Origin of the sequence: Paenibacillus qinlingensis, from assembly GCF_013204845.1 — a bacterium.
In the GTDB taxonomy this organism is placed as follows: Bacteria; Bacillota; Bacilli; order Paenibacillales; family NBRC-103111; genus Paenibacillus_E; species Paenibacillus_E qinlingensis.
In genome coordinates this window covers 239,770-260,496 of record NZ_JABMKY010000007.1, presented here as the reverse complement: position 1 = coordinate 260,496, position 20,727 = coordinate 239,770, and the positions used below count along the sequence as shown (strand labels likewise).

At 44.2% G+C, this 20,727-nt stretch carries 20 protein-coding genes and 1 riboswitch; of the genes, 2 read left to right on the top strand and 18 right to left on the bottom strand.

What is annotated here, in order from left to right; genetic code table 11:
* Positions 1-19: 19 nt before the first annotated feature.
* The 10 genes from HQN88_RS15835 to HQN88_RS15790 all read right to left on the bottom strand — a co-directional run bounded on the left by HQN88_RS15835 (position 20) and on the right by HQN88_RS15790 (position 7,813).
* Positions 20-475, bottom strand: coding sequence for a S24/S26 family peptidase (locus HQN88_RS15835; protein WP_173113714.1), 456 nt, complete (start codon positions 473-475; stop codon positions 20-22).
* Entirely contained in the window at positions 462-731 is a 270-nt protein-coding gene (locus HQN88_RS15830; protein ID WP_173113710.1) for a PqqD family protein, read from the bottom strand. The genes HQN88_RS15835 and HQN88_RS15830 overlap by 14 nt, the downstream gene beginning before the upstream one ends.
* The gene (locus HQN88_RS15825) at positions 731-1,513 is read right to left on the bottom strand and encodes a hypothetical protein (RefSeq protein WP_173113707.1); all 783 of its coding nucleotides are present in this window, start codon (positions 1,511-1,513) and stop codon (positions 731-733) included. Before HQN88_RS15825 ends, HQN88_RS15830 begins: the two co-directional genes overlap by 1 nt.
* A 76-nt stretch (positions 1,514-1,589) precedes the next feature.
* Positions 1,590-1,787, bottom strand: coding sequence for a hypothetical protein (locus HQN88_RS15820; RefSeq protein WP_173113704.1), 198 nt, complete (start codon positions 1,785-1,787; stop codon positions 1,590-1,592).
* A gap of 12 nt (positions 1,788-1,799) precedes the next feature.
* A complete protein-coding gene (locus HQN88_RS15815; protein ID WP_173113701.1) occupies positions 1,800-3,512 on the bottom strand; it encodes a hypothetical protein in 1,713 nt (570 codons plus the stop codon).
* Positions 3,513-3,533: 21 nt separating this feature from the next.
* Positions 3,534-4,817: an efflux RND transporter periplasmic adaptor subunit gene (locus HQN88_RS15810; protein WP_173113698.1), complete on the bottom strand. Its 1,284-nt coding sequence runs from the start codon at positions 4,815-4,817 to the stop codon at positions 3,534-3,536.
* A 47-nt stretch (positions 4,818-4,864) separates the two neighbouring features.
* Positions 4,865-5,536 carry a CpsD/CapB family tyrosine-protein kinase gene (locus HQN88_RS15805; RefSeq protein ID WP_173113695.1) on the bottom strand — a complete coding sequence of 224 codons (672 nt, stop codon included), beginning with the start codon at positions 5,534-5,536 and terminating at the stop codon, positions 4,865-4,867.
* Entirely contained in the window at positions 5,517-6,278 is a 762-nt protein-coding gene (locus tag HQN88_RS15800) for a YveK family protein (RefSeq protein ID WP_173113692.1), read from the bottom strand. The genes HQN88_RS15805 and HQN88_RS15800 overlap by 20 nt, the downstream gene beginning before the upstream one ends.
* 213 nt (positions 6,279-6,491) lie before the next feature.
* On the bottom strand, positions 6,492-6,794 hold the full coding sequence (locus HQN88_RS15795) for a helix-turn-helix domain-containing protein (RefSeq protein ID WP_173113689.1): 303 nt from the start codon (positions 6,792-6,794) through the stop codon (positions 6,492-6,494).
* Positions 6,791-7,813 carry an HD-GYP domain-containing protein gene (locus tag HQN88_RS15790; RefSeq protein ID WP_173113686.1) on the bottom strand — a complete coding sequence of 341 codons (1,023 nt, stop codon included), beginning with the start codon at positions 7,811-7,813 and terminating at the stop codon, positions 6,791-6,793. The genes HQN88_RS15795 and HQN88_RS15790 overlap by 4 nt, the downstream gene beginning before the upstream one ends.
* Before the next feature lie 254 nt (positions 7,814-8,067).
* Between HQN88_RS15790 and HQN88_RS15785 the strand changes: the two genes are divergently transcribed.
* Positions 8,068-8,763: a hypothetical protein gene (locus HQN88_RS15785; RefSeq protein WP_337995154.1), complete on the top strand. Its 696-nt coding sequence runs from the start codon at positions 8,068-8,070 to the stop codon at positions 8,761-8,763.
* 668 nt (positions 8,764-9,431) lie between these two features.
* On the opposite strand, the gene HQN88_RS15780 is transcribed toward HQN88_RS15785, so the two are convergent.
* The 8 genes from HQN88_RS15780 to HQN88_RS15745 form a co-directional block, all read right to left on the bottom strand.
* Positions 9,432-10,130: a response regulator gene (locus tag HQN88_RS15780; protein WP_173114024.1), complete on the bottom strand. Its 699-nt coding sequence runs from the start codon at positions 10,128-10,130 to the stop codon at positions 9,432-9,434.
* 20 nt (positions 10,131-10,150) lie between these two features.
* On the bottom strand, positions 10,151-11,665 hold the full coding sequence (locus HQN88_RS15775) for an ATP-binding protein (protein WP_173113683.1): 1,515 nt from the start codon (positions 11,663-11,665) through the stop codon (positions 10,151-10,153).
* Positions 11,666-11,669: 4 nt separating this feature from the next.
* On the bottom strand, positions 11,670-13,973 hold the full coding sequence (locus tag HQN88_RS15770) for a histidine kinase (protein ID WP_173113680.1): 2,304 nt from the start codon (positions 13,971-13,973) through the stop codon (positions 11,670-11,672).
* An 80-nt stretch (positions 13,974-14,053) separates the two neighbouring features.
* Entirely contained in the window at positions 14,054-14,617 is a 564-nt protein-coding gene (gene kdpC, locus HQN88_RS15765) for a potassium-transporting ATPase subunit KdpC (RefSeq protein WP_173113677.1), read from the bottom strand.
* Between the two features lie 52 nt (positions 14,618-14,669).
* Positions 14,670-16,706, bottom strand: a complete 2,037-nt coding sequence (gene kdpB, locus HQN88_RS15760; RefSeq protein ID WP_173113674.1) for a potassium-transporting ATPase subunit KdpB — start codon at positions 16,704-16,706, stop codon at positions 14,670-14,672.
* Positions 16,707-16,744: 38 nt separating this feature from the next.
* Positions 16,745-18,415, bottom strand: a complete 1,671-nt coding sequence (gene kdpA, locus HQN88_RS15755) for a potassium-transporting ATPase subunit KdpA (protein WP_173114021.1) — start codon at positions 18,413-18,415, stop codon at positions 16,745-16,747.
* Between the two features lie 47 nt (positions 18,416-18,462).
* Positions 18,463-18,540, bottom strand: a complete 78-nt coding sequence (locus HQN88_RS38660) for a potassium-transporting ATPase subunit F (RefSeq protein WP_171631218.1) — start codon at positions 18,538-18,540, stop codon at positions 18,463-18,465.
* A 549-nt stretch (positions 18,541-19,089) separates the two neighbouring features.
* Entirely contained in the window at positions 19,090-19,551 is a 462-nt protein-coding gene (locus tag HQN88_RS15745) for a hypothetical protein (RefSeq protein ID WP_173113671.1), read from the bottom strand.
* Between the two features lie 133 nt (positions 19,552-19,684).
* Positions 19,685-19,848: riboswitch (cyclic di-AMP (ydaO/yuaA leader) on the bottom strand.
* 294 nt (positions 19,849-20,142) lie between these two features.
* Here HQN88_RS15745 and HQN88_RS15740 point away from each other — a divergent pair.
* Positions 20,143-20,667: a hypothetical protein gene (locus tag HQN88_RS15740; protein ID WP_173113668.1), complete on the top strand. Its 525-nt coding sequence runs from the start codon at positions 20,143-20,145 to the stop codon at positions 20,665-20,667.
* Positions 20,668-20,727: the final 60 nt, after the last annotated feature.

Below are 20,727 nucleotides of genomic sequence, written 5' to 3'. Positions count from 1 at the left end.
CGACGCTCCATTGCAGAATCTATCCTTGTGCGCGCTTCCTACGTGCTACATAATAATTTAATACAAATGATATTGAAGGAACTCCTAACACGATGTAACCCCATGCTTGAGCTGCCCAACCATCCACATGAATAATTCGTTCATTCCGCTGAATCCAGTCCATTCTACCTATCAACAGCTCCTGATCAATGCCTTCATCACATGCCAAATTGGTATCTCCCTTACAATGAAGGATGAACCCCTGTTCCAGCACTGCTTTGCGTAACAAGCGATGAGCAACTAAACTTCCATATCGCGTAAGGAAGAGAACGACATCGCCTTTCTTAATATGATCAGCTTGTGCGGGTACAAACCTGCATATATCACCCATTTTAATATAGGGATACATACTTGTTCCTTGTGCGGGAAGTTCAATCCAACCGTTTTTATCCATAGTTTGTATAATTAGCTGTCTATATTCCTTAGGAAATTGCATGTTGTACCAGGCCTCGTCTGATCATATCCTGCAAAAAGGCTTCAACGTCAGCTTCAACTGGTTCATCCACCAATTCATACTCCTTTCGCACAGCTTCACTGATCGAACCCACCGTTTGTGCTACCCCTAGCAATGACCAGCAAAATCCACCTACGCCATTTAGTTTCGTTAAGGTATATTCATCCGTGTTCAAAATAATCCATTCCATATCTAATTCAATGGACTCATAGTCATTCATCCGGAGGTACTGGGACATTACGAAATCAGCTCCCAAAATGTATTATTTTTTTGAAACTGTAATTCATTGATGGAAATGGAACGAACCATTTGTCGTAACATTTGGAGGATACGAATTGTTTCCTCTGGGCTATGCGACCAATAAAAAACTTTGTCCATCAAATGTAGAAATGCATCTGATTGACTAAGTGAAGTAACATGATTCGTACGTGCTTGCTTCAACAAGTAAATACCGGCAAGCGGACTGATATCTTTGGATCCAGTTCGGGAAAGTTCACTTCGAAACGGAGAATCAAACACAGTCACATGACTGGAAGTAATTTTGACAATTGTAGCTTCATCAGAAAGAAGCTCGCGAGGATATGACAGTTTGGCAGCGGTTGATTTACCAGCACCAGAGTAACCAGCGAACAAATAAGCTTTATCCTGATCAACCACACAAGAAGAATGGATTAATAACCCCCATCCAACATGCACCAAATAAGAGCTATATAAGTTCATCCATGCATGCTTCAACGCCAGTTCGTTATACACAGCGATTGTAGCACTACGATAATCTTGATCAGTTTCAATCAAATAGTCCGCCCTACGAAACCGAATCTTATTGGCTTCCGTAGAAATCTTTACCTCATAGTCGACAAATGCTTCACCATAGCCTTCACTTAGCTGAAGCCTGATATGAGGCGTGACCTTAGGTGGTTGGATGATCAAAAAATTATCGTACATCCAATTCAGAATCAGAGTTGACTGACATTGCACTTCAATCGTATGTTCACCAATTCTCGTATAAATGAGTTCCATGTTCATCACTCCGGACTTCAATGTGAAGAATAGCGGAGGTCAATTATTCATGATATTGACCTCCATCAACTTCTAATTAATGCTTCCCATTACCATTATGTGGTCCACCATAGGGTTGGTTAGGATAATGACTGCCACCATTTCCATTACCATTGTGATTGGTATTACCATGGCCCTTATTCCAGCTTTGCGCTGTTTCAAAGCGAACTGGCTGTTGGCTTAAAACGCGCGGGCGTGAATATCTTCTTTGTTTTATTGCTGGTTCATTTTCCATCGTTCATCTCTCCTATCGGTTCCATGATTGAATGAGTCTTCTTACCTCACCAAATGGTGTATCTATAATTTCATACATGTTCAACTTTACCGTGGTTTCTTGTCTATCAAAATCAAAATTCAGCGTCAATGGGCCGCTAACAAGCTTATTCTCGCCTGTGAACGAAAGTACTTTAGAGGTCATAATCTTATTCGATGAATCCAGAAGCTCCAGTCTCACTTTAGACGATCCTTGATCCGCTACAACCTCGTCCTGGAGTTTAATGTCAAAATCAACATTTAACTTGTAGGAATACGAGTTTCCGGCGCCCATAACATAGAAGGCAGTTAACGACCAACTATTTAATGTCGTCTTAAAAGGATAGAAAGCCTTATCGGAGGAATCATCTGTCACCTTGGTCTGGAAGGCAGCCACGGGGAAATTGTAGGGCTCCACTCTTTTCGTGTCCAAGATTTCCATTGCTAATCGAGCACCGGTTTCTGTATTTGGAACAATATAGGAATAGTAGATAACATAGCTGATATTTGGAATCAGCGTTTCGACCTTCGTATCCTGCCTATTACCCAAATACTTATTTCCACTGCTGCTTGTCAAACTGGTTTGGAATTTCGGAACTTGAACAGGCCCTTCACTCTTATTAAGTAATTTAAACTTAGCCACAACAGCTTTAAATCCGCCGCCCGTACTCTCATTCATTTGCAAGTCGATCATGGATACTTCCACGTCGGGGCGAATGAGTCCACTTAAAGGATCAAATTTAATAGGCTTGTTCAACTCATACATGGACAATTGATTCATGAAGCGCTGTGTGCTGGTAGCTCCAGAAAGATTGATCATCAATCTTCCGATTAGATAAGAGCTATGTGATTTATCCTCACCCACGAAATCTTCAGGCGTTAATATCACTAAGCTTCTTAACTCTGCTTTGTTTTTTACGGGGATCGCATAGTACACATAATTCTTCTCACCTGGATCCAAGGTGATCGTATCGATATCTATTCGTTTTCCGATAACAGTCTTATTCACTGTTTTCCCGTTAACTCGAAAATCAGCTACCGTAGTTGCCTTGTCTCCAACATTAGTAGCTAGAAAGCCAACAACTGTAACGGGGCCATCTGGTGTAATCTGTTCATTCAAACTCACAGGCTTATATTGGACACTGTTTGATAACACAGGGATTTTAAACGTATCATCCCATTGCTTTATCAAAGCTGGATCCGTGATCGCAGCCTTTTCCCCTTTCCACTCCATGTTAGAAATTGGAACCGAAATGATTCTCGTTTCATGCTTGGGGTAGACGAATTCATCCACATCCAACCAAGACAGTTCAGTTAAGGCGAATTCATCGTATCGATCTACGACATTCATATAGCTTAGTTCGACGGTCTCTTTCGGTTGTAAATTTCTAGGATTTGCTTGACTCGGACGCATAATATATTCCAAGCCTTCTTGTGTCTTCGCACGAACTTCATATTCCGGAACACCGATTAAGCGATCTCCAGCGTTATAAAGACGTACAACAGCACCTATTCTAGCTCCATTTGGGCTTGGTTCATTCAGAATACTTTTCACTTCCACGTTAATAGCATCTGTGAGTTGATAGCTCAATTCTGTTGAAGTTTGAGCGTATTTCGCATCCGCTGCTACATGAAAGGAGGCGGAGGGAATGACTAAGGAGGCCGCTAAGATGAACATAATCGTTGTTTTTTTCCAATTTATTTTCAAGTCGAGTCACTCCATTTTTATTTATTGCTCTTCCACGGCCGTCATTTGAACTTTCGTTTTATCGATTAACGCACCAGGGTTCGTTTTAACAACAAGCTCCCCTTCTTTAAGGCCTGAGGTCACTTCTTGATTAGGTTCATTCAATCTTCCCAATGTAATTGCACGTTTCTCAACGGAATCACCCACGAGTACAAAGACAAATGCCTTCTCGCCTTCTTTAACGATGCTATACGTCGGCACTGTAACTACAATCTGGTCTGCATCATCTGACATTTGAAGTTTGAGCTTCATCCCTGGCTTCAAGAGTATATCTTTATTCGGCACTTCTAAATTGATTTCATAGGATTTGCTTTCAGGGTCCATGACCTTTGCCAGATAACTAATCGGTCCCTTAAATTTTGTTTTATTACCTGTTAGCAAGTAACCCATTTCAGTCTTACCACTAACTAGTTTCGTTTCATCTTCTGTAAGCTGCGCTTTAATTTTAATAGGATCCAATCTTTGAATCATGCCAACCTGAGATCCTGAAAGCACTGGCATCCCAGTTTCTAGTGGCATCTCCGTTAGCAAACCGCTAACCGTAGCTTTCACTTCTAAATTTTGCATGGATTGATTCAGCTGTTGCAAAGCAACTTGAGCTCCTTTGAGCTGTGACTCAAGTGCTGAGGTAGCGTCAACGGGCTCCAATTGGCTTTGTTTCTTCTTCAATTGATCCAAATCCATACGAGCATTCATCATTTGAGTTTCCATCTGAAACAACTGCGCTTTGGTTGCTAGTCCTATATCATAGTCATTTTTCATTTTGTTATAGCTCCGTAGGAGTGTCGTCATATTTAACTCCATTTTTTGAATCGAATTGCTCATCTCTAGTCTCTGATTTTCTATTTCACGTTGAGCCTTTATTTTCGCTTTCTCAATGGATTCCTGAATAGCCGTTATTGCAGCCGCAGCCGAATCTCTTTGGACGAGAGCTTCACTCGATTTGAGTCGAAAGATTACGTCCCCTTCTTGAACCATATCCCCACGCTTTTTCAAAATTTGCTCAATATCTCCTGATGCTTTGGCGACAACTGTAAATTGAGCAGAGGATTGTACTTCGGCAGCACGTTCTAGCGGGTCCCCAATCTTTTGCTTTATTACCTTAAATGCTTTCACCATGGGTATGGCTTGATCTTTATACACAGACTTTGCGTCATTACTAGTAACAGCTGTATCTGAGCATCCTGCCAAAATCCCAATACTTAGCGTCAATATGCACACGATTCTTCCGGTTCGTAGATTCGGCTTTCGTCTTTTTTGTCTCATTAGCTATAAACTCGCTCCCCTTACTTTGATTTTTTCAACATAACGGATTAGAGGTACGCATTTGCTTCATGATTTCGTACTTCGTTCAAAACGACCCCGATCAATTTTACATTTGCGAGCAATAGTTCTTCTTTCACTTTCTTAGCTACATCACGTTTAACCTTTCCATATTCAACAATGAGAAGCACTCCGTCGCACTTCGTCGCTATAATCTTAGCATCCGTAATCGTCAGCAGAGACGGCGTGTCCACGATGACAATATCGTAAATTTCCCTTAGTGTGACTAAGAGAGCATCCATTTGCTTGGAGGCTAATAAACCAGAGGGATTCTGCGTGCTTGGTCCTGAAGTAATAATTGAAAGGTTCTCCACAATTGTCTCCCGAACAAGTTCGCTGACATGTGCCTGACCTTCTAAATAATTCGTAAGTCCCCGTCTGTTCTCATCACTAAATGCTTGGTGAATGGAGGGATTTCGTAGATCCGCATCCAGCAGCAACACTTTCTTTCCGATTTGCGCGTAGGCCACAGCCAAATGAACAGCTGTTGTAGTTTTCCCTTCACCCCGGCTTGAAGAAGTGATTGTAATTGATTTTGCCTCACGACCAAAAATAGAGCACTCGATATTGAACCTCAATGATCTATAAGCCTCTGAAGTTGAGGAGCTAGGATGAATATGCATCATAACAGGAGAATTAGAGTTAGTAGATAGTTTTGGCATATGAGATGTCCTCTGCTTTTTTGCTAATTTTATTTTTCCGCTTCACGCGCTGCATTTTCTTCTTTACTTTAGGTATGTATGCCAAGGTCGAGAGATCAAAAATTTCACGAATGTCCTCTTCTGTTTTCAACGTGTCATCCAAAGCATCCCACAGAAGAATGATACCAACTGTAGCAGCCAAGGAGACAAGAAACCCTAAGATGATATACTGATTCGATTTCTGATTTATAGGGATTGGATTATCTTGAACTTTAGCTCGATTCAGAATCGTAATATTATCAACCTTCATAATGTTAGGTATTTCCGACTGAAATACATCAGAAACCGCGTTCGCAATGCGCACTGCTCGTTCGTGTGAGAGATGTCGTGCAACAATCGACATAACCTGCGTTTCATTGATATTGGTTACGTTGATTATTGAGATTAATTGATCTGTGGAGACATGTAAATCGGGGTAACGTTGGACAACTTTATCCATAATTGCTGGTGTTCTAATAATTTCCTTGTAGGTATTAATGAGGGACATATTAACACCAATGGCTCCATAATCAATTTGTTCTTTACCTAGTTGATCTTGCTCTGAAGTCTTATTAACAATTAATTTTGTAGAAGCTTGATAGATTGGAACATAATTTGATGTCGAATACATAGCTGTTAAAATCGTACAAGTACCTACAACAAGAACTATGATCCACCAGCGTTTTAATATAACCATCAAATATTCCTTCAAATTAATTTCCATGATTCCCCTCCAATAGAAGTCTATTTCGATTTGCTATGATACTATTTGTATCTTAATTGTTACTCTTACTTTAAGATACTTTTCGTATCATGTCAACACAATATTATGGATTTATAGTTCCAAATCGTATCATAATTAAACGAGCTGTAGAATGCAAAAAGCAGCACTTTCCCCTTAAAGGAAAGGCTGCTTTTACTAGGTAAAACTCCTTGATTATCTCATTCCCATTGATGCTACGCGGACTGATTCACCCGCACCTAATCTTGAAACTAGCAGAGCTTGCTGCAACAGCAAGGCTAACAGCTTTCGCATGGAGCCAATACCGATTTTACCCATGATATTGGCAAGGTGAATTTTCACTGTTTTCTCACTGATACAGCAATTTTCGGCAATTTCTTTGTTCGTATAACCATATGTAGCAAGTAAAGAAAGGATTTCGGTTTCACGTTGTGTTAGACCATAGTTGGAATAAAATTGAAGTAAAACGTCTGACTTTTCTAGGATTATTGGCTTCATATGACAACTTCCTTTATATGAATGTGTCTTTCTCGACTTAGATCAAGAAAGGTATTTTCGATTTTCACGAGTGGATTCGTATCATCCGTTGGATTAATATAAACGACTTCGCCCCAGCGGCCATCCGTGAGAAGCACTTGCCTGCCCACTAGATTGTAGATGATATTCTGCAAAAAAACGGAAACAATATGCGGATCTAATTCGCCGAAGAAACCTTTCCTTAAGCGGCTGACGACCTCGTGAAAAGGCATCATTTCGTGATAGGGCCTCTTCGATGACATCGCGTGGAATACATCTGCAACAGCTACGATACGGCTCATTTTATCCAGTTGACTATCTTGCAGCTGCAGGGGATATCCCGTGCCATCTGCTCGCTCATGATGCTGAAGGGCAACTAATGCAACACGATAGTTAATGCCTACCGTTTCTCGCAGCATATTGTAGCCAAGTATAGTATGCTTTTTAATTTCTTCATATTCTACCGTCGTCAATTTGCCCGGCTTCATTAGAATTTCTTGAGAAATTTTGATTTTGCCCACATCATGCATGGTAGCTGCTAAAGATAAAAGCGCCACTTCTGTATCTGCGAGCTCCATCCATTTGCCAATGAGTGTCGAAAGAATGCCCACACCAATATTGTGTTGATGGGTGTATTCATCCTTGGCCTTAACGGCTTGAAATAATTGAAAGAGATCTGGATTTTCGGCCGCCTGCTGGACGATAGGAATTAATTCTGACTTAATCTCAAGCAGCGGTATTTTCTTTTGCGTTTGAATGCGTTCGAAAAGGTCCTTGGCATATTCCGTTGCTTTTTGAACAAGACGGTTCGCGTCATGTGCAGGTGCGGATTGCGTCTGGGCATCAGGCGTATTCGTGGTTACGATATCCATCGTATCAATGCGATGCTGCTTAAATAAGTCCAAATGCTCTTGATTGAGAGTAGTATGGATAGGAACTAAGACTAGTCCATAACTTGTTGTCACATCGAATCTTAATCTTTTACCCAATAGGTCTCTCAAGAAATCCCGCTCCATTAATTTCAAAATCGTACCAATTTCTATTATATACGACATGTTCGTTCGCATATATGGGAGAATTAACCTATATTTCGACAAATTTATCTAGGTTAATTTTCCCAGTTGCTACAATTATACCATTTCGCATAGGACTAGCGATCCTTTACTTTTGTTATTTGCTATCCGTGACATCCGTCTATCCGCTTGCATATAGTTAAGTATCGACAATCCGCTTTTACCTAAGGAGGACTTTACGAATGGCATCGAACAAGAAACAAGAACTGCGCGACGTTGAGCTTGAAACGGAGATTTCACAAAGCGCAGCAACGGAATCGGACTATCCAGCTGCTTATTATCCACAAAATACGCCGTACCCCTACGGCTATCCCGTACCCCAATACTACGGCTGGGTACCAGCCTATGATCCACGCGGTCTAGGCGGCTTCGGCATCCCTGGCTTCCCCGGAACTGGCGGCATGCTACCTGGATTCCCAGGTGGCCAAGGCGGCGGTTTCGGTGGACCTGGTGGATTCCCAGGTGGACCAGGGTTCCCTGGCGGTCCGGGCGGTTTCCCAGGGGGACCAGGAGGGTTCCCGGGTGGACCAGGATTTCCAGGCGGTCCGGGCGGTTTCCCAGGTGGGCCTGGGCCAGGATTCCCACCTCAAGGACCAGGTCCTGGACCAGGTCAAGGCGGATATCAACCCCCAACCTCGGCGCCACCATCCCAGATTCCAGTCAAGCCGCTTAAAGCACCCGGTGTTTACGCCGTAGACCCAGGCGGCATCTCCCGCTGCTTGTTCAGATTTACGTATATCTGGCAAAGCAACGGACAGCAATATTGGTATTTCCCAGTGTTCGTTGGACGGACATCGATATCTGGATTCCGCTGGACCGGCTTCTCTTGGATGTTCTTCGGAATTGATTTGCGCTTTATCGACTCCTTTACTTGTTAATTCTTCGTTATAAATTAAGCCAGTTAACATCGGTTTGGCGGATGTTAACTGGTTATTTTTGCTGATGCTCCCATTGCCAAATAGCCACATAACCATACAGCCACACATTTGTATGTACTGGAAAATATACAGCTATTTGCGAGGAATTTCCTCGGAAATTCGATTTAACTTTATAATATGTAGCTAAAACAGCCACTTTTGTTCAAATCGGCTAAAATGGTTAATATTAACTACCTTTTATCCATCTATTCTGCTTCCGACGGGAAAACCCCAAAATTTAACTGTATAAAATCCATCTATTCGCCAAGAGCGAGTAGATTTAAGAAACATTCATCCTAGCAACTCATTATTTCTGACACAGCAATGCATACTACTTCTACTTCTACTTCTACTTCTACTTCTACTTCTATTTCTATTTCTATTTCTACTTCTATTTCTACTTCTGCAACTGCAACTGCAACTACTTCTACGTATCTCTACTCGCAACCAACTTGTCACACATCCTCACGCCCTGTTTATAAGGGGTAAGCTTCACATCCCAAGGTTCCTCCAGGATATACATTCTTATATCATAAAAAAGCCTCTAACTCCACGACATCGCGGGGTTAGAGGCTTTTTCAGATAGAAGCTTTTTCTATTAGAAGCACTTATCGTTGAGCACCATTTCGTTAGTTCTCTTGCCAAGCAAACCGATATCCAATCCCTGGCTCCGTCAATATATACTGAGGTCGCGCAGGATCTGTTTCAATCTTCTTCCGCAAATGTCCTACATATACCCGCAGGTATTGGCTGTCAGATTCATACTGCTGACCGCCCCACACTTGCTTGAGCAGCTGCTTATGTGTCATGACACGTCCAGCATTAACGCCAAGCACCTTGAGTAAATCATACTCGGTTGGCGTTAGCTTCAGCTTCTCACCATGCAGCTCGACGCTGCGCTTGGCCAAATCAATGACAAGCTGGCCGAGCTTCAGCACAGGCTCATCCGGCGCTTTGGCTATATGCCGAAGAGCCACTCGCATCCGGGCCATGAATTCGCCCATGCCGAATGGCTTCGTCACATAATCGTCTGCGCCGCGATCCAAAGCAGCAACCTTGTCTGGCTCTTGATCCTGCGCAGTTAAGATAATGATGGGCACATTCGACCACTCACGAATGCCGTCCAACACCTCCATGCCGGTCAGATCCGGCAACCCCAGATCTAGTACAATGAGGTCTGGCCGGAACATCGCCGCCTGCAGCAAACCATCCTGCCCCGTTGCCGCTTCTGCCGTTTCGAAGCCGTGTGCAGTTAACGTGACTCGCAATAATTTTCGTATTTGTGCCTCGTCATCAATGACCAAAATTTTCGCCCCTGTGGTTGTCATCATTCTCTCCTTCCCTCAGCTCACTGTGATAATGGCAAGCTCAGTTCAATAACCGTGCCCTGATGGCCATCTCTCCTCGCGCTTGCAGTAATTGAACCGCCATGCGCTTCCACAATACTCTTACAGATCGCAAGCCCAAGCCCCGTGCCAGGAATATGTTTGGTACGATCTCCCCGATAGAACTTCTCAAATATCCGTTCCGTATCTCCTGGAAGAATGCCTGCTCCTTCATCGGTAATCGTCAGACGCAGCCACTCGCCGTCCTGCTCTGCTTCAAGGCGGATTTCGCTGCCTTCAGGTGAATACTTAATCGCATTGCTGATTACATTCAACAGCACTTGCTCCATGAGAACTTCATCCAGCGGAACGGATGGCAGATCCGGATCCAGAACAACACTCACGACTCTATTCTGCAGAGAATCCTTCAATTGTGATAAGGCAACTCCGACAACATCCTCGATCCCGCACCACATCTTATTTAAACGCATCATGCCGCTCTCAATTCGAACCATGCCGAGCAAATTCCCAACGAGTCTGTTCATGCGTGTAGCTCCCTCACGGGTTGTAAGCAATAACTCTCGGCGATCCTCTGGACTAAAGACGTCCTCTCCTTCGAGTAAACCTGTAACAGAGCCAATGATCGTAGCCAGCGGCGTGCGTAATTCATGAGAAAGAGAATCCAGCAAAGCTGTGCGGAGTTTCTCAGACTCAGCAGTCAATTGCGCCACTTTGGCCTCATCCGCTAGCTTAACTCGAGAAATGGCAACAGCTGCAAGATCAGATAGCGCTTCAATAATACGAATAAGCTCTGGCATATCGGACATGACTCGATCACCAACTTGTACAGCGAGCACACCATGCACCTGTTGATCTGTCGCTAAAGGGACATGCAAATCCGAGGATTCACTCAATCTTCGCGTACCTCGTCCCGCAATCGTATTGTTATGACTCACCCATCCGGCAATAGTTAGGTGGGCTTCATCGCTGGCCCAATCTCCACTATCCCTCGAATAAGCTTCTACCTCCTGAACACCCTCTTGGTTTGGCAACATAATAGCGGCCTTCGCTTCTAATGTATCGGAAACATGTTGAACAATCTGCTTCAGCAACATCTCTAAATCTGAAATCGCTGTTATCTTGCGACTTAACGCATACAGCGCAGCGGTATTCGCTTCCTTCTGCTCTGCCTGATGGAACTGATTTCTAAGCTTGGAAGCAAGGCTTGACGTAAGACCAGCCACACATAAGAATACAATAAACGTTAGGATATAACGCAAATCAGAAACCGTAAGACTGAGGGTAGGTGGGACAAATAAGAAGTCAACTACCAACACCCCTAGTCCCGCAGCAAAGAAAGAGGGCCCTCTCCCCCATCGAACCGCACTAAACAGAACAGGGAATAAGTACAGTAGTGATATATTGACCAGATCGAAGAACGATTCAAAACCTTTTAAAAATATCGTCAAAAGGACGATAAAAAGTGCCGTCACACCATACGATTGCCAGTTTGCAAGTTCCTTTTTTTGAGTGTCCATAGGCTTATTTTACTCTATTTCGCGAAGATTGCCACGATTCATAGTCAGCAACAATGAGCACATCCATTGTGCTTGCATGCGGCAAAAGCTTCTGGACAATATCGTCTTTCCAGACGATGATTTGCGTAGCTCCAGCTTTACTTGCTTTCGCTGCAAAAACCCGTGGAATGTGGCTGCGATTCACGACCTCCTGATAGGAAAATTCGCCCCCCAAGCGAATGGTCAGCTTCTCTAATATATCTAGCTTTGTCTTCCACTCTTCATTCGACTGCCGAACCGCAATAAAACTGACATGCCAAGCTGCTTTAAGCCGATGAGCGATACGAAACCCTCGCCGAATTAAGCGATCTGCCTGCGAAATGTCTGTCACACACACGTAAATAGCTTCTTTCCGCCTCCACGGACCACGCAAAGAGCTCTTACGCTCCATGGATTCTAGACGTTCATCCACATCATCCGCAATTTCACGCAGTGCTAATTCACGCAAAGCGATCAGATTTCCTGTTTTAAAAAAGTTATTTAATGCCTGATCTACTTTGACCATCGCATAAATCTTGCCGTCTCTCATACGAAGCTGCAGCGCTTCTGGGGCAACGTCAATTAATTGAACTTCATCTGCCGTACGCAGCAAACTATCAGGTACGGTTTCCCTCACGCGAATACCCGTGATATGCTCAACAGCATCATTCAGACTCTCCAAATGCTGCACGTTGACAGTCGAGATAACCGAAATGCCCGCTTCCAGAATTTCCAGCACATCTTCATAACGTTTCTTATTCTTACTTCCTGGTACGTTGGTGTGTGCAAGCTCATCCACTAAGACGACCTCAGGTCGCAGACGAATAATGGCTTCTGTATCCATCTCCTCCAGCCTTACACCTTGATATTGATTTACTGCTCGCGGCACAATGTCAAGATCCCCCACTTGCTGGGTCGTCTCTTTTCTTCCATGCGTTTCAAGCAAACCAATCTTCACATCGATCCCCTTTTTGAGCAGATCATTGCCCTCCCGCAGCATCGTGTACGTCTTACCGACACCAGGTGCAGCGCCAATATAAACTTTGAATCTCCCACGTCTAATTTTTTCGATCTTCGCGTCCACTTCTTGTTTGCTCAGACGTCTATATTTGTAAGGCTCCTTAGGCGTGTAAATATGGGCAGGCAGAATACGCTCTCCTTCCTGAGAAGCACGGTCGGCAACCAGGAACACATCGATATTTTTGGTTCTTTTTAACACGCCATTGATAACGGAGCCTTGTAGCAAAGTTTGCCATTTCGTTTGTTTCGAATGCCCTAATACGATTCGTGTAACATGGTTTGCGTTCGCATAGTCCACTAAAATCCGTGGAATGCAGCGGCGATAAGTAAGCGGCAGCTCCTTAAATTCACCTCCTACTTTCTCTACAAGCTTCATAATTGACCTTCGAAAAGTAGCCGCTTCTTTGGTAAGCGTTTTACCTAGTTTACGCAGTGTAACTACATGCAGATCACCATTCAATCGCTTCGCAATTTGTTGACCTCGTCGTACATAAATAGAACCATTCCAGTGATATTGCGTTGTAACCAGAATACGTTCCGTCGCTCCCGACGGCCCCTGAATCCCCATCTGTTCACGGTGTGCTTCCAGAGAATCATTCACATCCTCGGCAACAAGACGGAGGGCCAATTCTCGCAGCACACCTAAATTACCGCGTTTAAATAAGGCTGCATCTCTGTTCCCTTTTAAATGGCCCTCTCCTAGCCGAGTTAAAATCATTTCCGGCGTTGCATCAATGAGTCTCACCTCATCAGCCAGTTCTAGTGTATCAGAGGGGACACAACAGCCCACTTCAATGCCTGTCAGCTTATGGGCAACTTCCATCGTCCCTTCTAGCTCATAGACATTCACCGTGGAAATCACGCTAATATCGTGCGAGAGTAAATACTTAATATCTTCGAGCCTAGTTGGAAACTGGGCACCCTCCCGGTTCTGATGAGCAAGCCCATCAACGAGCACAACTTCAGGATTTCTTTCCAGTAAGGCCTTCAGATTCAGATCCTTTTGTTCCACACCGTCTTTCATCCAATGAATGCTGGGTACCCTCTCCAAATCCCCTAATTGTTCCACGGTTTCCGGTCGTTGGAGTGTCGAGACTGCACATATCACGACATCGATCCCTTGCCCCTTGAGGTTATGCCCTTCTCGCAGCATATGATAAGTTTTACCTGACCCGCTTACTGCGCCGATATAAATTTTCAAGCTGCCGCGGTGCAGTTTGGAGATGGATAATAGGATTTCTTCAGGTGTTTTTCTCTTGAAACCATCCATACTTCGGTCCTCCTTCCATGTCTCTAAAAAGTGCAGAAACCACTCTCACCGATCGAGAGTGGTCCAACGAGAATCATTTCTCACAATTTCACTTGTTTGAGCAATTCCCTATTCAATTCGGTCACATTGACTCTTGGTTCCCCGAAAATGCCCAGCTGTCTCTCTTTTGACACGCGGTCAATTAAGTTGTTAAGCTCGTTCGCAGTAATCCCGGTTTCCTTACTAATTCTTGGAACTTGGGCTTTCGCTCCTTCGGGAGACAAGTCTGGATCGAAGCCTGAGCCAGACACAGTAACTAAATCTGCCGGAATGTCAGTTAGCGTAGGATTTTCAGCCTTTAACGCAGCAATTTTCTCTGCCATTGCTGCTGCATAATCGCTGGAAGCTACCACCGTATTGGAGCCAGATGATGCTGTAGGGTCATACTTGGCTGCTGAAGCTCTTGGATGGAATAGCTTCGGAGACTCGAAACTTTGAGCCAGTAATTCCGATCCAATCACCGTACCGCCTGATTCTATGAGAGAGCCGTTTGCTTGTTTGGGAAATAAAACTTGAGCCACCCCTGTCGTAGCAAGTGGATAAATAAGTCCACAGACGATCATGAACAATAACGATACACGAACAGCTATCATAACCGATTTCATAACGCGATCTCCTCGTTTCTCTATCTCTATCTCTATCTCTATCTCTATCTCTTTACACGATGTTTAAGCCGTGAAGTACCATATCAATGATTTTAATCCCGATAAATGGCACAACCACACCACCGATACCGTAGAGCAAAACATTACGTGACAACAGCCGATCAGCCGACATCGCCCGGTACTTAACACCCTTCATGGCAATGGGAATCAACAGCGGGATGATGATGGCATTGAAAATTAAAGCTGACAAAATGGCCGATTCTGGTGAGGCCAGATTCATAATGTTCAACGCCTGCAGCTGCGGCATAGCTAGAATGAACATCGCAGGTATAATCGCGAAGTATTTAGCAATGTCGTTGGCGATCGAGAACGTCGTCAAAGCTCCACGCGTAATCAATAATTGTTTACCAATGGAGATTACCGATAGCAGCTTAGTCGGATCGGAATCTAGATCGATCATGTTTGCCGCCTCTTTGGCAGCCATCGTTCCTGAATTCATCGCAAGTCCTACATCCGCTTGTGCGAGCGCAGGCGCATCATTCGTGCCGTCCCCCGTCATAGCGACGAGCTTGCCTTCTTGTTGCTCTTTCTTAATCGCTGCAATTTTATCTTCCGGCTTCGCTTCAGCAATAAACTCATCCACACCGGCCTCGAGTGCAATCGTCGCAGCCGTAAGTGGGTTATCACCTGTACACATAACGGTTTTGATACCCATGGCGCGAAGTTCTGCAAATCGTTCCTTCAAGCCCGGTTTTACCGTATCCTTGAGGTAAATAACGCCATAGATCCGCTCGTTAATCGCAACCGCGAGTGGCGTGCCTCCGGCTTTCGCGATTCGGTTCGTTATCGCTTCTAATTCAGCAGGAATTTTGCCACCCTGCGCAGTAACGTAGTTCTTAATCGCATCAACCGCACCTTTGCGGAATTTCACACCATCTGCTAGATCAAGTCCCGACATCCGTGTTTCTGCGGTGAACTCCACCACTGCTGCATCCGAGTAGTGATCCGCTTGCCAAGACTCGCCGAGTTTATTCGCAAGCTCAACAATCGAACGTCCTTCTGGTGTTTCATCCTTCACAGACGCTTGTAGAGCTGCAAAAGTAATGTCTTTCGCCGATCTGCCGCCAACTGGCACAAACTCGGAAGCCATCCGATTCCCGAAGGTAATCGTCCCCGTTTTATCCAGAATCATCGTATCGATATCGCCAGCTGCTTCAACCGCTTTACCTGACATTGCAAGCACGTTAAACTGCGTCACACGATCCATACCTGCAATACCAATCGCGGATAAGAGACCGCCGATTGTCGTTGGAATGAGACATACCAACAGTGCAATCAACGTGGAAATTTCTAATTTTACGTTCAAATACGAGGCCATCGGAACCATTGTCATAATGACGATTAAGAAGATCAGTGTCAGTACAGCAAGCAGCGTCGTTAACGCAATTTCGTTCGGCGTTTTCTGCCGCTTGGCACCTTCGACGAGCGCGATCATGCGATCCAAGAATGATTCACCGGGATCCGTCAATACTTTGACAACGATATAGTCCGAAGCTACCCGTGTACCGCCTGTCACTGATGAGAAATCGCCGCCTGCTTCTTTAATTACCGGAGCGGATTCACCCGTAATGGCTGACTCATCAATGGAAGCTAAGCCTTCAATGATTTCACCGTCGGACGGGATGATCTCTCCAATTTCAATACGGACGACATCTCCCTTACGAAGAGAAGTCGAAGATACTTGCTTATAAGAACCATCCTTTTGAACCAAACGAGCCATCGTATCCGATTTCGTCTTCCGCAGCGAATCAGCCTGTGCCTTACCACGACCTTCGGCCAAGGCTTCGGCAAAGTTTGCGAAGAGCAAGGTGAACAACAAAATCAAGAACACTGCGATGTTATAACCTCGCCCTACCTCCGAGCTGCCAAACAACTCAGGTGCAAAAGAAAGCAGAAGGGTAATCACCGTGCCAATCTCTACTACAAACATGACGGGATTTTTCATCATGACCCAAGGATTTAATTTTTTGAACGAATCCAGAATGGCTTGATTCACAATGTCTTTCGTTAATGTTTTTTTACGTTCCACAGTCCAATCAATCCTCCATCTCTATTACGTCTATCCGTTTAACGCGCAGCCAAATGTTCAGCAATCGGCCCCAATGCCAGCGCCGGGAAGAACGTTAGAGCACCAATAACTAGAATGATCATGATCATAATTCCCATAAATAAAGGCGTGTTCGTCCGAAGTGTTCCCGTTGTAACAGGAACGACTCGCTTCGTAGCAAGTGATCCCGCAATGGCCAGCATCGCGATGATCGAAATGTAACGGCCAAACAGCATCACCAACCCAATGCCCAAGTTGTAGAAGTTCGTGTTCGCGGTCAGGCCGCCAAAGGCCGATCCATTATTAGCTGCACCCGATGTGAAGGCATACAGCACCTCAGAGAGACCATGCGTGCCCTGGTTGGCTATGGAAGTAATCGATTCAGGGCGAATCAGCGCCCAGGCTGTCGGTGCGAGAATGATAAGCGGATGGGTAAGAATCGCGATGGCCGCTAGCTTAATCTCTTTCCCTTCAATCTTTTTACCTAGAAACTCTGGCGTACGCCCCACCATTAACCCGCAGATAAACACGGATAAGATCAAGTAAAGCAAGCCGTTTAACAAGCCTACTCCTTTACCGCCGAACACATTGTTCAACATCATTTCTGCAAAAGGAACAATGCTTCCAAGAGGTGTAAGTGACTCATGCATATTGTTGACACTACCTGTTGTTGCAGCTGTGGTCACGGCAGTAAATAACGCGGATTCGGATGGTCCGAATCGAACTTCTTTGCCTTCCATGTTCCCATGTACGCCTAACGCATCTACCGCAGGCACACCTTTATATTCCGCATAGAAAACCGTAGCGACCATAACTACGAAAATAATTCCCATCGCAGCAAAGATCGTCCAGCCTTGCTTCTTGTTCTTGATCATGAGTCCGAATGCGTACACCAGCGATGTAGGCAGGAGCATCATACAAATAATGTGGATCAAATTGGCAACAGGTGTTGGATTTTCAAAAGGATGCGCGGCATTCGTGCCAAACCAACCACCACCGTTGGTGCCTATGTGTTTAATAGATTCAAAAGAAGCAACTAAACCACGGGTAATGGTTTGCCCAGCACCTTCAATGGTTGTCGCTTGTACGGCACCCAGTAGGGTTTGTGGAACACCTTGAAAAACTAGAATCAAAGCAACAATGAAGCTCAGTGGCAGGAATACGCGTGTAATCGCCCTCGTTATATCCACATAAAAATTCCCGAGATTATCTTGACGGCCGACTAGACCGCGTGTGAAGGCAACAGCAATAGCAAATCCAGTTGCTGCCGAAGTAAACATCGGGAACGTAAGTCCCACCATTTGTGACAAATAGGACATGGCATTTTCACCGCTGTAAGCTTGCCAGTTCGTATTGGTAATGAAAGAAACAGCTGTATTGAAAGCGAGTGCCGGAGGCATATTACCTATGCCATCAGGGTTAAGCGGTAAGTATTTCTGAAGCCGAAACACAGCGTACATAAGAAGCATCATCACAAAGTTAACTAACAGGACAGCTCCTACATACTTTTTCCACCCCATGGCTTCGTCTTCTTTAACGCCCATGATGCGATAAGATACACGCTCGAAAGGACCAAAAACCCGATCAAGGCCACTCTTTTCATAGCCAAACACTTTGACCAAGTAGCTGCCCACAGGCTTTACCAAAAGCATGATAATCCCTAGTGTGACGACTACTTGTAACAATCCCATACCCATAGTAGGTTCTCCCCCTGCTTACGTAAGTTCATAATCTACAATTAAAATTTCTCTGGTTTAACTAAAACAAAACCGAGATATACCATAATGGCACATCCAATGAGTCCAATAACGATCATCTGATTGCCTCCTAACGTTTTTCTTGAAAATCGACTTCGTAAACTTACGCTTATGCTTTTTCACAATATTTCGCAAATCCCCAAAATCCTAGAAAGGTTACTGCAAATAATAAAATCATCGTTACATCGTTAAACATGACACACCTCCTTCAAATCAAACAGAATCTATATTTTTATTTTCTTTTAGAGATAGTAGTAGAAACTTGACGGTCCCCATTTTTAGAATCCATGACTCCCTTACCCTCTAACTTGATTCTCTCCATCTTGTTGTTCGTTAATGCAACAAAAGGAAGTACAACCAATTTTGTATGTTTCATAAACGCCTCGCCTGCCTTGGTTGGCGCAGCTATCAGCAAAAAAATCACGTTGCATGATGATCACCGCCCCCTTTCCTGAAACATTGTAACGCCGATCTGTATAAAAAGGGGGTAAAGAATCTGTGTGGTCCGCATAAAAAAAGTATAAAAATAGGATATACGGAAGCCAAAAAAGCACCTCCCCCACTCTAAAGAAGTGGTTGAAGTGCTTTTTCTACAATACGCCGTAATCTTAGAAAGAAATATAGGCCCCAGAATGATCAAATAGATAAGTGCGATCCCTAAGGAAACTTAGTTCTGGTTCAACGGTAGTTGATGAGCTCTCTAGCTTTTCAGATAAATTGGTTAGTGCAGATGCCATTAATTGTGTTCGTACTTCTCCCCAAACCTCACGTTTCTGATGAACGTACTGCAAACCGTCCTTAAGGGTTAGACCTTTGAGTTTTTGAAAAACAACCGCCCACTGGACGAAATCCCCCTTAAGGTTGCCACATGGAATCACGAATTGCCCTACTCCACATGTTCCAAGATTTGTTGAAATCGTCAGGATGCCGCAATGACAGTCCGTTCCATGCCCAGGCTGCAATTGATCCGCTAATTCACAATCAAAGCGAAAACATTCAATACGGGTGATCTGACATTTCTTCGTACACTCATCTGATTCTCTTACTAGCGTTAGGGGTTCGGGATACATAATAGATTCACTCTCCTCAATAGGTGAACAACAAAATTGGTGAACAACAAAAAGAAGCCAAAGAGCAGAGAATCTCTACTCTCGAGCTTCGAAGCAGCGTGAATTCACGCGCTGCGGAGGGCACGAAAAGAAGGCGTTCTCTCCCAATGCGCTTACGAGGTTAGCTGTCGGATTCGGGCTTGGAAGTGCCCTACCTTAGCAAGCTGCGCTTGCTTTAGATTCACCCCGAGAAACCGATACTGTATCCAATCGATTGGTTCCCCCGTTTCCCTTACGGGAACTCAGCGTTTTGCTTGAATGCGATCTGTTGTTGAACCGAATCTTACGCCGATTGCTCTTGAATGTAAAATGCTTGGGAGATACTTATTTCGCATTCTGTGGCACTTAGTGCTAATGAAAGCGCGCCCATTAATACATCACATGTATTTTCCATAGAAATACGTCGGTTTACTCTCGTTTTCACCATTTTTATTCTATTTTTATACGTTGGCTAGTCATTCTTTACCCCCTTTTTATAGCGTTCCAACCTACAATAATGGCATATATTCAATCGCTGCCGACTTTGAGATTAAGTCAAAAAGGAGAACTGCCATGACTTCCTTACCACGTTATTATTTAGGAATACTACCTCATATGTTGAATCCGATTGATCTAGATTACGATTGGTTCGGTGTCTTATGGCTCGAAGAAAATAATCGTTTCCCTATTATTGTTGGATACTGGTTTTCTAAAGAAGAGTCTGAGATCACTCACAACGTTATCCAAACCGGGTTATCCAAATGGACCCAAATATCTGATAATCAGATCATTATGAGAATGTATCAGTCGATAAGAAACCTGCAAAAAAAACAGGATTGGGAGACTCGGACTCGATTATCGATTCGTACGATATTCAAGTCACCTTGGAATGACGTTTCCTCAGGTTTGTATATCATCAAATCGCGGGAGACTTACCCCCTCCATGTTTCAGCCATACTGAAGAAGAAATTCTTTGTTTGGTTGGAACATGTGGCAGTCTGTGAAACAGAGGAAGAGCTTCATGTGTTCATGAAGCGGGTGAGTGAAGAGCATCAGATGGAAACATTGATGAAAAAGGGCAGCCCTACTGTGAAGTAAGGACTGCCCTTTTTTCGTTTCATCTTCAGCATTAGTCCGATTTCTCAGCCCCTTTTTCCC

Bases quoted from the DNA above. Each gene is read 5' to 3' on its own strand.
- HQN88_RS15835 (WP_173113714.1), bottom strand. From the start codon at position 475: ATGCAATTTCCTAAGGAATATAGACAGCTAATTATACAAACTATGGAT.
- HQN88_RS15830 (WP_173113710.1), bottom strand. From the start codon at position 731: ATGTCCCAGTACCTCCGGATGAATGACTATGAGTCCATTGAATTAGAT.
- HQN88_RS15825 (WP_173113707.1), bottom strand. From the start codon at position 1,513: ATGGAACTCATTTATACGAGAATTGGTGAACATACGATTGAAGTGCAA.
- HQN88_RS15820 (WP_173113704.1), bottom strand. From the start codon at position 1,787: ATGGAAAATGAACCAGCAATAAAACAAAGAAGATATTCACGCCCGCGC.
- HQN88_RS15810 (WP_173113698.1), bottom strand. From the start codon at position 4,817: ATGAGACAAAAAAGACGAAAGCCGAATCTACGAACCGGAAGAATCGTG.
- HQN88_RS15805 (WP_173113695.1), bottom strand. From the start codon at position 5,536: ATGCCAAAACTATCTACTAACTCTAATTCTCCTGTTATGATGCATATT.
- HQN88_RS15800 (WP_173113692.1), bottom strand. From the start codon at position 6,278: ATGGAAATTAATTTGAAGGAATATTTGATGGTTATATTAAAACGCTGG.
- HQN88_RS15795 (WP_173113689.1), bottom strand. From the start codon at position 6,794: ATGAAGCCAATAATCCTAGAAAAGTCAGACGTTTTACTTCAATTTTAT.
- HQN88_RS15785 (WP_337995154.1), top strand. From the start codon at position 8,068: ATGGCATCGAACAAGAAACAAGAACTGCGCGACGTTGAGCTTGAAACG.
- HQN88_RS15780 (WP_173114024.1), bottom strand. From the start codon at position 10,130: ATGACAACCACAGGGGCGAAAATTTTGGTCATTGATGACGAGGCACAA.
- HQN88_RS15775 (WP_173113683.1), bottom strand. From the start codon at position 11,665: ATGGACACTCAAAAAAAGGAACTTGCAAACTGGCAATCGTATGGTGTG.
- HQN88_RS15770 (WP_173113680.1), bottom strand. From the start codon at position 13,973: ATGGATGGTTTCAAGAGAAAAACACCTGAAGAAATCCTATTATCCATC.
- kdpC (WP_173113677.1), bottom strand. From the start codon at position 14,617: ATGAAATCGGTTATGATAGCTGTTCGTGTATCGTTATTGTTCATGATC.
- kdpA (WP_173114021.1), bottom strand. From the start codon at position 18,415: ATGGGATTGTTACAAGTAGTCGTCACACTAGGGATTATCATGCTTTTG.
- HQN88_RS38660 (WP_171631218.1), bottom strand. From the start codon at position 18,540: ATGATCGTTATTGGACTCATTGGATGTGCCATTATGGTATATCTCGGT.
- HQN88_RS15745 (WP_173113671.1), bottom strand. From the start codon at position 19,551: ATGTATCCCGAACCCCTAACGCTAGTAAGAGAATCAGATGAGTGTACG.
- HQN88_RS15740 (WP_173113668.1), top strand. From the start codon at position 20,143: ATGACTTCCTTACCACGTTATTATTTAGGAATACTACCTCATATGTTG.